The organism is Algibacter sp. L4_22 (assembly GCF_023473045.1).
GTDB lineage: Bacteria > Bacteroidota > Bacteroidia > Flavobacteriales > Flavobacteriaceae > Algibacter.
Window position 1 is genome coordinate 286,147 of record NZ_JAMCOK010000004.1, and the last position, 14,603, is coordinate 300,749.

Below are 14,603 nucleotides of genomic sequence, written 5' to 3' on the forward strand. Positions count from 1 at the left end.
TAAATGGAAACTACAAAAAACACAACCACAAGTTTGCAATCCACCTTGGATGCAAAAAAAGCAGATTTTAACACTAGTGCTACTGACGAAAAAAAGAAATTATATGCAGAAGGTATAGCTGCTGTTAAAAGCAGTGGAGTGGAAACCTCAGCAAAACAAGTGGGAGACCGAGCCCCAGATTTTAAACTAAAAAATGCAAGCAACAAAGAAGTTGCTTTGGCGGATTATTTAAAAGATGGTCCTGTAATTCTCACTTGGTACAGAGGTGGATGGTGCCCATATTGCAATATTACTTTAAATCGTTTGCAGACAGAGCTGCCCTCTTTTAAAGCAGAAGGCGCTAATCTTTTGGCGTTAACACCAGAATTACCGGATAAATCAATGACTACTAAGGAAAAGAATAAGCTTGAGTTTGAGGTTTTGAGTGATGTGGGAAATAAGATAGCCAAAGCGTACGGTGTGGTATATAGACTTACTAAAGAACTAGCAGAATCTTACCAAACGGGTTTTGATTTACATGCATATAATGGCGATAGTAGTGATGAGCTGCCTTTAGCCGCAACCTATATTATTAACCAAAAGGGAGTGATAGTTTATGCCTTTTTAGATGCTGAATATAGAAACAGAGCAGAACCAAAAGATATCATTAAGGTGCTGAAATCATTAAAAACAAAATAATGATGCACGGATAGATTATTGGTTTGATACTCGTGAATTTTTTTATTACCGCATTAAAAAGTGGTAGTGGATTATTTCAAAAGAAGCAATTAATCTATTAGTGAAGGCTCAATACTTGAAACACTGAAAGCCCGCTTTGTCAATGGCGAAATTGACAAAGAAGAATTCAAAAAGAGAAAAGCAGAACGGAAAAGACGAACTAAACAAATGGAACACTATAAAAAAAATAGTTTAACGCTTAAAGGAAGTGTTGCTCTTGGTACAGGTGTTATGATTGGTGCTGGAATATTTGCTCTTTTGGGGCAGGTAGCTGAATTATCCGGAACATGGTTTCCATACATCTTTATTATAGGAGCAGTCATTTCCGGTTTTAGTGCGTATTCCTACATCAAGGTTTCCAATGCATACCCTTCTGCCGGTGGGATAGCCATGATTTTAATGAAAGCCTACGGAAAGACAACACTCACAGCAGCTGCCTCCGTTTTGATGGCACTTTCGATGATTATTAATGAAAGTTTGGTAGCCAGAACATTTGGGGCTTATACCATGCAACTTTTTGATTTAGAAAATGGAGCCCTATGGGTGCCGTCTTTAGGTGTCGCTTTATTGATACTCGCATATATTGTTAATGTATCTGGAAATAAGGTTATCGGGAAGACCTCACAATTCATGGCATTTGTAAAAATAGCAGGTATTCTTGTCTTTGCAATTGGGGGTTTGTGGGCCGCTCATTTCACTTTTGGTGATTTAATACCTACATCAGCTCATTCAGAAGACTATTCAGTAGTAAATTATATAGGGGCTATTGCACTTTCAATATTGGCGTTTAAAGGTTTTACAACGATTACCAATAGTGGAGGCGAAATTATCAAACCGCACAAAAATGTGGGACGTTCCATTATCATTTCTTTACTCATTTGCACTGTCGTTTATTTTTTAGTGGCCATTGCCGTAAACGCCAGTTTGTCAATCCCTGAAATAGTAATAGCAAAAGATTACTCTTTAGCGGAGGCAGCAAGACCTGCTTTTGGAAATTACGGCCTTTATTTCACTGTAGGCATAGCTATTGTAGCTACAATTTCGGGAGTAATCGCTAGCATTTTTGCTGTATCTCGTATGACCGCAATGTTAACTAATATGAAGCTTATACCGCACAGCCATTTCGGTATGTCGGGAAGCATTCAAAAACACATGCTAATTTATGTTGTTGTCATTGCAATTGCCTTAACCATTTTCTTTGACTTATCGCGTATTGCCTCTATTGGAGCCATATTCTATTTAGTGATGGATATGATTGTTCATTGGGGCGTTTTTAAACATTTAAGAAGAGATGTAAAAGCGAATGGAGTGATATTGATATCAGCACTATTACTTGATTTTATTGTCTTAGCTGCCTTTTTGTGGGTTAAAGCAACCTCAGACATTTTTGTTGTTATTGTTTCAGTAATCGGAATTGTTTTAGTGTTTACAGGTGAGAAATGGTTTTTAAAAAAGAATAAAAACACTTGAAAGATAATAAATATGCTGTATGTTTTTTGACCCGTCGCACATTTTGGTGTGAAAATTACGTGATCATTAGTATTAATTGTGTAACGCAACTAATCTATAATACCTCTAGCTTGTTAAAGCTTCCTGAAAGTCATTCAACTAATTTAGGTTAGCCATTCTGAGCCATAAAATTGAAGCATGCTTTTGAAAATGCTTTCAAAATAGTCTTGGAATATTTCCTCGTACTAAATAATTAGAAATTTAATTAATATGTCCATTCAAACAGTTAATCCGAATACAAATAAGATAGTAAAATCGTTCGAAGAAATGACGGATAAAACCGTTGACACCAAGGTAGCGAAAGCCCAAATAGCTTTTACTCATTGGAAAGAAACCAGTTACCAGCAAAGGGCTGATCTGCTACATAAAGTAGCTACCCTTATGCGAATCAAAAAAACAGAACTCGCAAAAACCATCACTTTAGAAATGGGCAAACTCCTAGCCCAGGCAGAAGGAGAAATTGATTTGAGTGCGGATATTTTTGATTACTATGCAGATCATGGAGAAGCGTTTCTTGGCAATAAAATACTTAATCCAGAATATGGAAACGCCATTATTAAAAATAGTCCCATTGGAGTATTGTTAGGCGTTATGCCATGGAATTTCCCTTACTATCAAGTAGCTCGTTTTGTTGCTCCCAATATTATGGTGGGCAATACTATTTTACTTAAACATGCCTCTATTGTTCCTCAATGTGCCGCTGCAATTGAGGAACTGTTCGAAGAAGCCGGAGCTCCTGAAGGATTGTATACTAATTTATTCATACCTGGCAAACGGGCATCCGCATTGGTTGCAGATAAAAGAATAAAAGGGGTGTCCTTAACGGGAAGTGAAGAAGCAGGTGCAAGTATTGCCATGGAAGCCGGAAAACATTTAAAGAAGGTGGTGCTGGAACTAGGTGGTAATGATGTGTTTATTATACTGGAAGATGCCGATATGGAAAAAACAGTGGAATGGGCAGTTGTTGGTAGGATGAATAATAACGGTCAATGTTGTGTAGCCTCCAAACGGTTTATCGCCGTGGAAGCCATTGCCGAGGAGTTTATTGAAAAATTTAAGGCTAAGTTATCAAAAATGAAAGTAGGTGATCCGATGGATCCCGCAACAGAATTAGGCCCATTAAGTAGTGAAGCAGCAGCTGTTCATTTAGAAGATCAGGTAAAACGTTCTGTTGATCAAGGAGCAAAAGTATTGTTAGGAGGAAAACGTCCAAATAGAGACGGTGCTTTTATGGAACCTACTATACTAACGGACTTAAAACCGGGTATTGCTGCTTATCATGAAGAGTTATTTGGTCCTGTTGCATCCTTCTATGTAGTGAAAGACCAACAGGCAGCCATAGATTTGGCTAATGATTCTGATTTTGGTTTGGGAGCCTCCATATTTACGGAAGATGTTGAACGCGGTAAAAAAATAGCAGATCAAATTGATACCGGAATGGTATTTATTAATCACCCTACCTGGACACAGGCCGATCTTCCTTTTGGTGGCACAAAAAACTCTGGTTTTGGTCGTGAACTATCAGAGTTGGGTATTAAAGAGTTTGTAAACAAAAAACTGATTCGTATTAGTGGGCTCAATGACCCTTTTTAATTGTGTAAAAAATAAAGCACAAAATTATGAGAACATATCAAAAATGTACATGACTTATTGCCTTTTCTTAACTCAAAGGATATTTAATTACCAGACTTCCTATTTGTTTATAATTGATAAGTAGGCGGCAGTTTATAATAACTATAAAAACAATTTAATTTATAACAATTAATAATAAAATCATGAAAACTCTAAAAAAAATGATGGTAGCATTTCTCTTTCTAATAGCCTTGGTAACAAATGCACAGAATGATCAAGATAAAAAAATAATGACAGATGCAGAAAATGCAAAAGAAACACTTCTAGCTAAAGATCTAGGTCTAGAAAAATTCTTTAAAAATGCATCAGGATATGCGATTTTTCCAAATGTTGGGAAAGGCGGGTTAGTTGTAGGTGGAGCTAGTGGTAATGGTGTTGTTTATGAAAATGGAAAAACTATTGGTATGACTTCCTTGAAAAAAGTGAGTATTGGTCTCCAAGCAGGTGGACAATCCCTTATAGAAGTTATCTTTTTTGAAACCAATAAAGCCCTTATAAAGTTTAAAGGAAGTAATTATGAATTTTCTGCAGAAGTTTCTGCAGTAATAGCAGATAAAGGAAAATCAGAAAATGTCAATTATGAAGATGGAGTTGTGGTTTTTGCGCTACCAAAAGCGGGGCTTATGGTAGATGCTTCAGTAGGTGGACAGAAATTTGAATATCACGCATTCAAATAATTAAAAGCTTTTTCAACAATAAAGATTAACGATTTGTCAACCTTTATTGTTTATAGTCAAATTAGGCTTGCGTTTAAGATAATCCAGATGAACCAAAATAGAATCAGGTGATCCGATGAAAACGGCAACAGCGTTAGGCTATTGATTCTGATTTTGGTTTGGGCGCATCCGTATTTACAGAAGTCATTGAACGCGGCAATAAAATAGCAGATCAAATCGATACCAGAATGGTATTTATTAATCACCCTACCTAGACACAGGGAGATATTCCTTTTGGCGGCACAAAACGCTCCGGTATTGGTCGTGAACTATAAGAGTTGAGGATTAAAGAATTTTAAACAAAAAACTGATTCGTATTAGTGGGCTCAATGACCCTTTTTAACAAGCACAGCAATACTAATAATAAACCATTTATGACTATCATAGACATGGAATGATGTCTGCATTCTATGATAGTTATGGGTGTTTTGAATTCAAAGTAAATCATTAAACTATAAATTAATTATAAAATGGATATTCAAGATAAAGTAATAATAATAACGGGTGCCTCAAGTGGTATTGGCGAAGCAACAGCTTTAAAATTATCAAAGGAGGGCGCCAAAGTAGTGCTTTCAGCTCGCAGAAAAGATAAATTGAATGCGCTTAAGAAAACTATTGAAAAGATGAATGGTGAGGCTTTAGTAGTCATTGCTGACGTTACTAAGAAGTCTGATATGGCAAAGTTAGTTGCTAAAACACTCGAAGAATATGGTAATGTACACGCCATAATTAATAATGCAGGGTTGATGCCATTGTCTTTTGTTAAAAATCTAAAGACGGATGAGTGGGAGAAAATGGTAGATGTGAACATAAAAGGAGTATTGAACGGTGTAGCTGCTATCCTTCCTACGCTTATTAAAAACAAACAAGGGCATATTATCAATATTTCATCAACAGCAGCCTATAAATATTTCCCCGGTGGTGCAGTATATTGCGCGACTAAGGCGGCGGTAAAAATGTTGTCCGACGGCTTACGACAGGAGTTAGCTCCAGCTTATGGTATACGCGTTAGTTCTATTGAGCCCGGAGCTGTAGCAACACATTTAATGGATACTATAACAGACAAAGATGTTATAGATAAGATATCGACCATGCAGAAAATGACTACGCTCGAACCAGAAGATATTGCGGAGGCGATTTATTATGCTCTTTCCCAACCGAACCGCGTGGATATAAATAATGTCTATATCATGCCTACAGAACAACAGTAAGTATATCTTCCTTATGGAGGTACAGAGCGTTCGGGCTTTGGTCTAGAACTGTTAGCGTTAGGAGTAAATAAGTTTGTGAACAAGAAATTGACCCATTTTAAACATATAAAAATAAATATTAAACAATAGAATTATGAATACTAAAATCAAACAAGGACTGCTCGGTGGTATTGCTGCCACAGCTGTAATGACTGCATTTATGATGATTGCTGCTGTAATTGGCATGCCTAAAATGAGTCCACCAGAAATGCTTGCCACAATGATGGGACTGCCTATTTTTGTCGGTTGGATCATGCACTTTATAATCGGTGTGATATTCGCTTTAGTGTATGCATTTTTCTTTATAAATTGGGTAAAACGTGTAAACAATAATGTTCTCAAGGGAGTCATATTTGGTGTTTCTGCATTCATCTTAGCACAAATAGCCATAGGAATCTTAGTAGACGTGGTAGGAGGCATGCCTGTAACTAACGATAACACGATATTGATCTTGATTAGTGGTGTAGTCGGTCATGTTGTTTTTGGAATTGTTATAGCCCTTCTTATTAAAAATGATGAGCATGACGCTTCGTGAGGCCAAAGAAAAAGGTTATCAGGTAAAAATAGCGCATAGGTCTATGAGCAAAATTGCAAGGGCTAAAGAAAAAGGGGAGACTCATGGCTTTATGTCCGCTGTGATTTATGCCCAAACGAATAAAATTCTCGGTGCCTGTGTTTTAGGGGTGGGCGGAGATGAAATTATTAGTAGTATTATCAATATCATGTATGCTCAGCAACCCTATACAGTTATTAGGGATAGTATAGTACCACATCCTACGGTGGCAGAACTTATACCTACAATGTTAGAATCTTTAACATAGCAAAAATAAAAATAAGATGATACAACATATTGTAAAAATAGAATCAATAGACAAGATTACTCCTGATGTAGTGAAAATTGTTACTGAAAAACCTAAAAAGTATGGCTTCACACCAGGTCAAGCCACAGAAGTTTCCATAAACAAAAATGGTTGGAAGGATAAGAAAAGCCCGTTTACTTTCACTTGTCTGCCAAAGGATAATTATCTCGAATTTATTATTAAAATTTATCCATCGCATAAAAGTGTGACAAACGAATTATCTCATTTAAAAATAAACGATGAGTTGATTTTACATGAGGTTTTTGGAGCAATTAGTTACAAAAGTGAAGGTGTGTTTATAGCTGGGGGAGCTGGAGTTACTCCGTTTATTTCCATTTTCAGGGATCTTAAATCAAAAAATGAAATAGGGAACAACAAACTCATTTTCGCCAATAAAACCAAGAATGACATCATCCTCAAAGATGAATTTAAAAAATTATTAGGCACTAATTTTATCAATATTTTATCGGATGAAAAAGTGGATGGTTATGCGAATGGTCGAATTACCAAAAATTTCGTTCAAGCACACTGCAGCAACACAAATAAACTTTTTTATCTCTGCGGACCTCCGCCAATGATGGAAGCAATCGAAAAGCAATTAGCAGATTTGCATGTAGATAAAAAATCAATTGTTAAAGAAGAATTTTAGATTAACTCATTAAATAAAAAATCACATGAATACGAACAGACTTTCAAAAACTATTGGAGCAGCATTGAATGCACAAATGACAAAAGAAGCACATGCTTCACAAATATATTTGTCGTATGCTGCTTGGGCCGACAGACAAGGATTCTCAGGTACAGCAAGTTTTCTTTTCAGACATGCAAACGAGGAGCGGAACCACATGATGAAAATATTAGAATACATTTTAAAAAGAGGTGCGGAAGTAGTGGTGACCGTGATTCCAGCTCCGCCCGAGAGTCCAGTCAGTATAAATAATTGTTTTGAAAAAATTTTCGACCACGAAGTAGATAATACAAAAGCTATTTACAAAGTGGTAAAGTTGAGCCATACAGAAGAAGACTGGGGAACATATAATTTTATGCAATGGTTTGTAAAGGAACAAGTGGAAGAAGAAACGCTTGCGATGAACTTATTGGATAAAATAAAAATAGCAGGAGGTGAAAAAATGAGTAGCGATGCTTTATATTCTTTTGACAAAGATATGGCAAAGGCATCCGGTGAAGTGAGACCCGCACAAGAGGTAACAACAGAAAACCCCTGAATTTTTATACTGACATGAATTTAAAAAAGAAAATAATCACAGAAGAATTTGATGCTATTACACTGGAATTAATTGATTTATTTGGTGGGAAAAATGACGAAAAAAGGGTTGTAAAAATTTAATTGTATAAATAAATAAAAATAATATGAAACGAAAAATTAAAAGTTTGATTGGTTTTACCATTCATGCTACAGATGGAGAAATAGGCAAAGTAAAAGAATTTTATTTTGACGACAAAACTTGGACAATACGGTATTTAATTGTGGAAACAGGAAGCTGGCTCTTTGGTAGAAAAATATTACTATCGCCAAAAGCTTTACTTAAACCAGATTGGGAGAAGCATACTTTTCCTGTAAACCTTACCATGGCACAGATAAAAGATAGTCCAAAAATTGATACAGATAAGCCTATATCTCGTCAGCATGAAATGGATTTATATGGGTATTATACTTGGGGAAATTACTATTGGGACAGCGGCATGGGTATTGGAGGTATGGGTATGTCATATCCTACATCTATAAATCTAGCAGTACAAAAAGAAGCAGATAAATCAGTTGCCGACAAGTCAGATGAGGATCCTCATTTAAGAAGTACTCATATAGTAACTGGTTACAATCTTAAAGCAACTGACGGAGAAATTGGTAATGTAAAAGATTTCATAATCAATGATAAAACTTGGGCAATTGATTATATGGAAGTTGATACAGGGAATTGGTTTCCTGGTAAAAAAGTTTTGATATCTCCCAACTGGATTAGGGAAATAATTTGGGGAACTTCTTTGGTAATAGTAAATGCTACTGAAGATCAAGTAAAAAATAGCCCGGAATATCTTCCTAACCAAGATATAAGTTATTCTTATGAAGCCGGTCTACATAAATATTATGGATTTATTAAACATAAATAAAATTTTATATCTCATTTTAAAACAACATTAAAAATTAAATACAATGAAAGTATTAATGGTACTAACATCCCACAGCGAATTGGGAAATACAGGAGAAAAAACCGGTTTTTGGATTGAAGAATTTGCAAGCCCTTATTATGTTTTGGTAGATGCTGGAGCAGAAATAACTATAGCATCACCAAAAGGAGGTCAACCACCGGTTGATCCTAAAAGTGAATTAAAAGATGCGCAAACCCCATCAACAGAAAGGTTTTATAAAGACTTTGAGGTAATTGATAAAGTGGCACATTCACTGAAACTTAGTGGTATAAAGGAAGCAGATTATAATGCTGTTTTTTATCCAGGAGGTCACGGCCCATTATGGGATTTGGCTACTGATAAAAACTCTATTCAATTAATAGAAGCATTTTACAATCATCAAAAACCAATCGCTTTTGTATGCCATGCGCCTGCTGCTTTAGTTAATGTAAAAGCAAAAAATGGAGAACCAGTTGTAAAAAGTAAACAGCTAACAAGTTTTTCAAATACGGAAGAAGAGGCTGTTAAATTAACGGAAGTGGTGCCTTTTTTACTAGAAGATGAACTCACAAAACAAGGCGCGCATTATTCTAAAGGAGATGATTGGGCATCTTACACTAAACAAGATGGGTTACTAATTACAGGTCAAAACCCAGGCTCATCAGAAGCAGTAGCCAAGTTGCTTTTAGAATCACTTAAAGGAACAAATTAAAATGTTCTAAAATAAAATTTAAAACTATTGAAAATGAAAAAATCACTAATTATTTCAATGCTTATATCTATTGGTATATTACTGTTTACAGCATGCTAGACAAAGCACCACAATATGCATAATAGCGATTGGCATTGGGGAATGGGAATGTGGTTTTGACTAATACTCATTATAGTAGCAATCCTCTATTTTGTAAGATTTGGAAGAGTAAAATGAAGGACAAAAATAGAGTAGTAATTGTGACCGGAAGCGGTAGGGTGGTAGCTGTGAATCACCCTACTAGAACATAAGTCTATCTACCTTTTGGAGGAAAATCGTAAAGCGTTCAGGTTTTGGTCGTGAATTATTAGAGTAGGGGATTTAAGGGTTTGTAAATAGAAAACTGATTGGTATTAGTGGGCTCAACTATCCTTTTTAATTTTATAATCGATAAGTTAAAGCCACACATGGTACTTATAATTCGTAATGGATATTATATTATATAGAAATGGACTTTAGATAGTTTTAATCCAACTTTATCAAGTGAAGTTTAGCTAACTATTGAGAATTCAATCTCACTCTTTGGAATATGTAAATATATATATTGAACCGTTTATAGTTGATAAATTTTTTAGTATGGTGCTTTCAAATTCTTTACATTTTAGATTCTGAATTTGAAGTTTTTTTTCATTATAGTACTTAGTTGTGATTACTTAATGCCTTAATCGCTGATTCATATCCAATTTTAAAAATGACATCAATATTTTTTAGATTAAACATCCCAAATTTTTCGAGTTCTTTTAGGGCAATTAAAATGTCTACATCATTAAATTTATGTTTGTACCGACTCCCAGAAATAATATTATAGGCTCTATTGGCTACTTGATAAGAATGCTTTAATCCTTTTAGAGTAAAGTCCTCCAATGTATGTACGCCCTTCAAATTAGATCTAGAGGCTCGTGTTACATTTTTATCTACATCTATTTTAACAATTTTTTACTTCGTCCTTAATGCTTAAATTACTTGTTTTAAAATTGAAGCCAATGTTTTACAAGGCCCACACTTATTATGTAAATAAATCTAGAAATAAAGAAACTTCAGTGAAGATAATGTTAGCAAAGTTATTTTTGCTTTTTTGTAAAAGCAGTGGAGTTGGTTTCTTGACGAAATGACCTACATCATTTTGTGTCTACTAATTGGGCGTTAGCTTTGGAGTATATTTAAAAATACTTCAAGATGAAAAAAATACTAATTCCAACAGATTTTTCTGAAAACTCTTGGTCTACTGTTTTGTATGCTAGTGAATTATACAAAGATGAGCCAGTGGATTTCTATCTTGTTAATGCCTTTAATGTAGATTTGCACATATTAGATAATATAAAGTCTAATAAACCAGAAAATCTGCTATTTGAAGAGTCAATGAGAAAATCTCAGTTAGAACTTTACAAATTGTTAGTAAAAATAAAGGGGCATTGTAAAAATAAAAAACATAATTTTTTTACTAAAAGCCTACTTAATAGTTCATTAGAAACTATTAGAAATTATATAGAGACTAAGCATATTGAGCTGGTTATAGTTAGTGATATAGAAGAAACAGATGATTTTGAGACTATTAAGGGTAGCCATGATATTAATATAATGAAAAATGTGATAGATTGTCCTGTTCTAATTATTCCTGCAGGTTGGGCATTTAAAGGTCTAAATGAGATTGTGTTTCCAACTAATTTTAAAACTCATTATAAGTGTAGTGAATTAACGCACTTATACGAAATAGCAAAGATTACAAATGCCCCCATTATAGTTTTACATTGTGTTAAAGAAGAAAACTTGTCTCAGGATGAGGTTGAAAATAAAGCACTCTTAGAAGCATGTTTAGATGGGTTCGATTTTTCATTTCATTATCTTGAAAATACAAATGCAAATAGTGGCTTGCAGCTTTTTGTTCAAAGTCGGGAAAGTGAGATGATTGTTTTTATAAATAAAAAAAACACTTTATTTGGTTCTATTCTTACAAAACCTATGGTAAAAGATTTAGGTCATAATCTCAATGTTCCTGTATTAGCATTACACGATTTAAGAAATTAAAGAAAAATTTTATCTTTTTATTACCTGCATAATGAAGTTAAGTAAGGAAAAAAATTACTTAATTAAAACCGAATGTTATTAAAAATTTATTCTTTTTAGTTGTTCTTCCAGCATGATGGTGCAATAATGCAAAAAATTATCCAACAACATCTTTTGAAGCGAACAAAGTTCTTGTTTGAAGTTTAGACACTTAACCAAAAGTCTTATTTGAAAAGAGTGTTGTCAATGAGTTTGAGCAAGAAAATGTTAAAGCTGTTAAGAGCATAGATTTTTTTGAATCTTCATTCACTAGTAACTGCCATTCTTAGAATTAATGGCTATTGCTAATAAAAAAATAAGCTTACTCTAATAGAACAAGTTATAAATTCAAAAAGGTGTTGTTAATGCCGTAAAAGAGCTTAAGGAATAATTAACCAAAATAAATTTGAAAATAGATTACATTTTCATATTAGAATAAACAAAGAATTAAAGTTATGACTGATCCAAGTCATTTTTTTTACATACGCTTTCCTTTAGTTTTACATAGTCAATTTTATTAATCAATACCATTTGAAATATTCTAAAATATAAGGATTTATGGAAAAACATTGCTATAACGTTAATATCCATTGGACATAGGATCGAAAAGGAATGATGTGTTCACCAGAATGAAAGAATAACGAAACTAATGAAACCAACTGTTTAGAAGTTGCAACACCACTAGAGTTTCACGGAGGAATGCCAAACATTTGGTCACCAGAACATTTATTTACAGCAGCTGTAAGTGGTTGCTTAATGACTACATTTTTGGCAATTGCCGAATTTTCAAAGTTAGATTATCTAAGTTTCAAATGCGATTCTAAAGGAATTATAGAAAAAGTAGATGGTAACTTTGTAGTAAGTGAGGTGTTATTGTTTCCCGAAGTTGTTATTAAAGACCCATCCAAAAGCGATCGTATGAAACGCGTTGTAGAAAAAGCAAAAAAAGCCTGTTTAATTTCAAATTCAATTACTTCAAAAATTACGATGGAAACTAAAATTACGGTTCAAAATTAAAACCTTAGCATGTTTAGGGAAATTTTAAAACAGGACTACCAAAAAAACAGAAGATGAACAATTTCAGAAACAGACCAAAAGACAATTATATCCAAGAAGCTAGTTGGGAACAATTATATGTACTTACAGAACATTGGAAATCGGATATTTTGTTCTACAAAGATGATTTAAGGTTTCTACATCATCTTATTGATAACTATTTTTTGAGGCTTTCAAAGAGAGAAAATATTGATTTGTTGCAGGAAATTGAAGTAATATTAATTCCAGTCGATAAAAAATGTGATGCACTATTAGAAATATTAGATAAAAAACTACACCATCTAGCAGAGTTGATAGACGACCCTTTCACCTTTGTATCGAATACCTTTAGGAATAAGCACGAACTTTTAGAAGATGGCCTAACCCAATTCGTAAAAGACTTTAGAAATAATCGAAAAGAAGTTTTTACAATTGCGGAACATATAATTGAAGAAGGTGAATTGGTACGCCAATTTAACAGTATTTCTAAATAGTTTCATAATAATAATAATAATCTGTAAATAATAAGCACAATGAGAAAACTACATAAAATATTAAATGAGATTACACAGCTCACAACCAATATGGAAATCAATTATCCGGAACTTTACCGTTCTTTAGATGAAAATCCTGTAACGTTGCCTATTAACAAACATCCACAGATTGATAAAGTGGTGATGCAGGAGTATTTAGACAGCTTAAAGGAATTAGTTGAAAGCTATGTTAATGAAAAACAGATAAAGAATATCCTATAATCCTATGGGAGAAATCGCGACATCTAATAGACAAATAACGCTGTTTTACAGTTCTAAATCGGTTAGAGCAAAACAAACCTTAGCGTATGCTAAAGCAAAAGGGTTAAAAATCCAAGAAATCGATATTCTAAAAACAAAGCTAACAGGAACACAACTAGTGGAACTTGCAGGCAGACTGAATATGGCGTTGACGCATTTAGTAAATCAGGAACATCCTGCATACATATCTCATTTTAAACATCACAATTTTTCAACTAATGACTGGGTGAAAATGATACAACATAGTCCTGAAATAATGAAACAACCTATAGCATTAAGAGGCAACATTACTATTTTGGTAGAAACACCAACCGATATTATTAAAATTTAAATACTCCGTTTAAACTTTTTTTCAGAATGACCTACGTCATTTAACATCTCTATATAAAATACTGGAGTTTACCCACAACACAAATGAGCTGGGTACTACACTCATCAATCTTAAAAAGTAATATTATGACAACAACAAATTTAAATTCAGGGCAAATGGCCGTAAAAAACTGGTGGATATCAATTTTACTAGGTATTCTATATCTTTTTGCAGGATTTTGGGTAATGAAGACTCCTTTGGAAAGTTACATTACATTGAGTATTATTTTTAGTGTATTAATCTTTCTCTCAGGAGTAATTCAAATTGCTTTTTCCTTTTCCAATAAAAATAAAATGAAAGATTGGGGCTGGTATTTGCTTGGAGGCTTTATAGATTTGATCATAGGCATATTACTCTTGACCCACCCGTTAATGACCATGGCTATTTTACCTCTCTATATAGGGTTTTGGTTATTGTTTCAAAGCATTTTGTCCATAGGGCTTTCCTTTCAGCTAAAATCTGTTGGAACGCTTGGTTGGGGCATGTTATTGTTCTGGAGCCTTATCACCCTTTTATTTTCCTTTTTACTATTGGCAAATCCACTTTTTACAGGTTTAAGTATTGTGTACGTGACCGCTTTTGCCTTAATAACTGCAGGATGCTTCCGAATATTTCTAGGAATTCATCTTAAAAAAGTAGGTAAAGTCCTTTAATAAATATTTAAGGAAAATGTTTAAGAAATGATTTAGAGAATTTCCAGATGAACTAAAGTTTTCTCATGATCTTGAGTAGTACCATAATACAGTAACAGGAAAGCTAATTAAACTATATACAAGCA

At 33.9% G+C, this 14,603-nt stretch carries 18 protein-coding genes; all 18 read left to right on the forward strand.

Annotation, left to right across the window (positions count from 1 at the left end; genetic code table 11):
• The first annotated feature begins 3 nt into the window (after positions 1–3).
• The 18 genes from M4I23_RS12835 to M4I23_RS12920 all read left to right on the forward strand — a co-directional run bounded on the left by M4I23_RS12835 (position 4) and on the right by M4I23_RS12920 (position 14,478).
• Complete coding sequence (locus M4I23_RS12835; protein ID WP_249754667.1) at positions 4–678, forward strand: peroxiredoxin-like family protein; 675 nt, start codon at positions 4–6, stop codon at positions 676–678.
• 207 nt (positions 679–885) lie between these two features.
• Positions 886–2,187 (forward strand): APC family permease, encoded by a 1,302-nt coding sequence (locus tag M4I23_RS12840; protein WP_249754668.1) that lies wholly within the window; start codon positions 886–888, stop codon positions 2,185–2,187.
• A gap of 249 nt (positions 2,188–2,436) precedes the next feature.
• Positions 2,437–3,819 carry an NAD-dependent succinate-semialdehyde dehydrogenase gene (locus tag M4I23_RS12845; RefSeq protein WP_249754669.1) on the forward strand — a complete coding sequence of 461 codons (1,383 nt, stop codon included), beginning with the start codon at positions 2,437–2,439 and terminating at the stop codon, positions 3,817–3,819.
• 182 nt (positions 3,820–4,001) lie between these two features.
• A complete protein-coding gene (locus tag M4I23_RS12850) occupies positions 4,002–4,535 on the forward strand; it encodes a YSC84-related protein (protein ID WP_249754670.1) in 534 nt (177 codons plus the stop codon).
• Positions 4,536–4,693: 158 nt separating this feature from the next.
• The gene (locus M4I23_RS12855) at positions 4,694–4,789 is read left to right on the forward strand and encodes a hypothetical protein (RefSeq protein WP_249754671.1); all 96 of its coding nucleotides are present in this window, start codon (positions 4,694–4,696) and stop codon (positions 4,787–4,789) included.
• Between the two features lie 255 nt (positions 4,790–5,044).
• Positions 5,045–5,785 (forward strand): SDR family oxidoreductase, encoded by a 741-nt coding sequence (locus M4I23_RS12860; protein WP_249754672.1) that lies wholly within the window; start codon positions 5,045–5,047, stop codon positions 5,783–5,785.
• 133 nt (positions 5,786–5,918) lie between these two features.
• Positions 5,919–6,359, forward strand: a complete 441-nt coding sequence (locus M4I23_RS12865; protein ID WP_249754673.1) for a DUF1440 domain-containing protein — start codon at positions 5,919–5,921, stop codon at positions 6,357–6,359.
• 43 nt (positions 6,360–6,402) lie between these two features.
• Positions 6,403–6,645 (forward strand): hypothetical protein, encoded by a 243-nt coding sequence (locus M4I23_RS12870; protein ID WP_249754674.1) that lies wholly within the window; start codon positions 6,403–6,405, stop codon positions 6,643–6,645.
• Positions 6,646–6,661: 16 nt separating this feature from the next.
• On the forward strand, positions 6,662–7,333 hold the full coding sequence (locus tag M4I23_RS12875; RefSeq protein WP_249754675.1) for a flavodoxin reductase: 672 nt from the start codon (positions 6,662–6,664) through the stop codon (positions 7,331–7,333).
• Positions 7,334–7,358: 25 nt separating this feature from the next.
• Positions 7,359–7,910, forward strand: a complete 552-nt coding sequence (locus M4I23_RS12880; RefSeq protein ID WP_249754676.1) for a ferritin — start codon at positions 7,359–7,361, stop codon at positions 7,908–7,910.
• Between the two features lie 166 nt (positions 7,911–8,076).
• A complete protein-coding gene (locus M4I23_RS12885; protein ID WP_249754677.1) occupies positions 8,077–8,814 on the forward strand; it encodes a PRC-barrel domain-containing protein in 738 nt (245 codons plus the stop codon).
• 43 nt (positions 8,815–8,857) lie between these two features.
• Entirely contained in the window at positions 8,858–9,544 is a 687-nt protein-coding gene (locus M4I23_RS12890) for a type 1 glutamine amidotransferase domain-containing protein (RefSeq protein WP_249754678.1), read from the forward strand.
• Between the two features lie 1,215 nt (positions 9,545–10,759).
• Positions 10,760–11,608 (forward strand): universal stress protein, encoded by an 849-nt coding sequence (locus tag M4I23_RS12895; protein ID WP_249754679.1) that lies wholly within the window; start codon positions 10,760–10,762, stop codon positions 11,606–11,608.
• 717 nt (positions 11,609–12,325) lie between these two features.
• Positions 12,326–12,643 carry an OsmC family protein gene (locus M4I23_RS12900; protein ID WP_249754680.1) on the forward strand — a complete coding sequence of 106 codons (318 nt, stop codon included), beginning with the start codon at positions 12,326–12,328 and terminating at the stop codon, positions 12,641–12,643.
• A gap of 53 nt (positions 12,644–12,696) precedes the next feature.
• A complete protein-coding gene (locus M4I23_RS12905) occupies positions 12,697–13,155 on the forward strand; it encodes a hypothetical protein (protein WP_249754681.1) in 459 nt (152 codons plus the stop codon).
• 39 nt (positions 13,156–13,194) lie between these two features.
• On the forward strand, positions 13,195–13,416 hold the full coding sequence (locus tag M4I23_RS12910; protein WP_249754682.1) for a hypothetical protein: 222 nt from the start codon (positions 13,195–13,197) through the stop codon (positions 13,414–13,416).
• Between the two features lie 4 nt (positions 13,417–13,420).
• Positions 13,421–13,786 (forward strand): arsenate reductase family protein, encoded by a 366-nt coding sequence (locus M4I23_RS12915; RefSeq protein ID WP_249754683.1) that lies wholly within the window; start codon positions 13,421–13,423, stop codon positions 13,784–13,786.
• A 125-nt stretch (positions 13,787–13,911) separates the two neighbouring features.
• On the forward strand, positions 13,912–14,478 hold the full coding sequence (locus M4I23_RS12920) for an HdeD family acid-resistance protein (protein WP_249754684.1): 567 nt from the start codon (positions 13,912–13,914) through the stop codon (positions 14,476–14,478).
• Positions 14,479–14,603: the final 125 nt, after the last annotated feature.

Coding starts and splice junctions, on each gene's coding strand:
- M4I23_RS12890 (WP_249754678.1), top strand. CDS start 8,858: ATGAAAGTATTAATGGTACTAACATCCCACAGCGAATTGGGAAATACA.
- M4I23_RS12900 (WP_249754680.1), top strand. CDS start 12,326: ATGCCAAACATTTGGTCACCAGAACATTTATTTACAGCAGCTGTAAGT.
- M4I23_RS12915 (WP_249754683.1), top strand. CDS start 13,421: ATGGGAGAAATCGCGACATCTAATAGACAAATAACGCTGTTTTACAGT.
- M4I23_RS12875 (WP_249754675.1), top strand. CDS start 6,662: ATGATACAACATATTGTAAAAATAGAATCAATAGACAAGATTACTCCT.
- M4I23_RS12840 (WP_249754668.1), top strand. CDS start 886: ATGGAACACTATAAAAAAAATAGTTTAACGCTTAAAGGAAGTGTTGCT.
- M4I23_RS12865 (WP_249754673.1), top strand. CDS start 5,919: ATGAATACTAAAATCAAACAAGGACTGCTCGGTGGTATTGCTGCCACA.
- M4I23_RS12910 (WP_249754682.1), top strand. CDS start 13,195: ATGAGAAAACTACATAAAATATTAAATGAGATTACACAGCTCACAACC.
- M4I23_RS12835 (WP_249754667.1), top strand. CDS start 4: ATGGAAACTACAAAAAACACAACCACAAGTTTGCAATCCACCTTGGAT.
- M4I23_RS12905 (WP_249754681.1), top strand. CDS start 12,697: ATGAACAATTTCAGAAACAGACCAAAAGACAATTATATCCAAGAAGCT.
- M4I23_RS12860 (WP_249754672.1), top strand. CDS start 5,045: ATGGATATTCAAGATAAAGTAATAATAATAACGGGTGCCTCAAGTGGT.
- M4I23_RS12845 (WP_249754669.1), top strand. CDS start 2,437: ATGTCCATTCAAACAGTTAATCCGAATACAAATAAGATAGTAAAATCG.
- M4I23_RS12870 (WP_249754674.1), top strand. CDS start 6,403: ATGAGCAAAATTGCAAGGGCTAAAGAAAAAGGGGAGACTCATGGCTTT.
- M4I23_RS12920 (WP_249754684.1), top strand. CDS start 13,912: ATGACAACAACAAATTTAAATTCAGGGCAAATGGCCGTAAAAAACTGG.
- M4I23_RS12895 (WP_249754679.1), top strand. CDS start 10,760: ATGAAAAAAATACTAATTCCAACAGATTTTTCTGAAAACTCTTGGTCT.
- M4I23_RS12880 (WP_249754676.1), top strand. CDS start 7,359: ATGAATACGAACAGACTTTCAAAAACTATTGGAGCAGCATTGAATGCA.
- M4I23_RS12850 (WP_249754670.1), top strand. CDS start 4,002: ATGAAAACTCTAAAAAAAATGATGGTAGCATTTCTCTTTCTAATAGCC.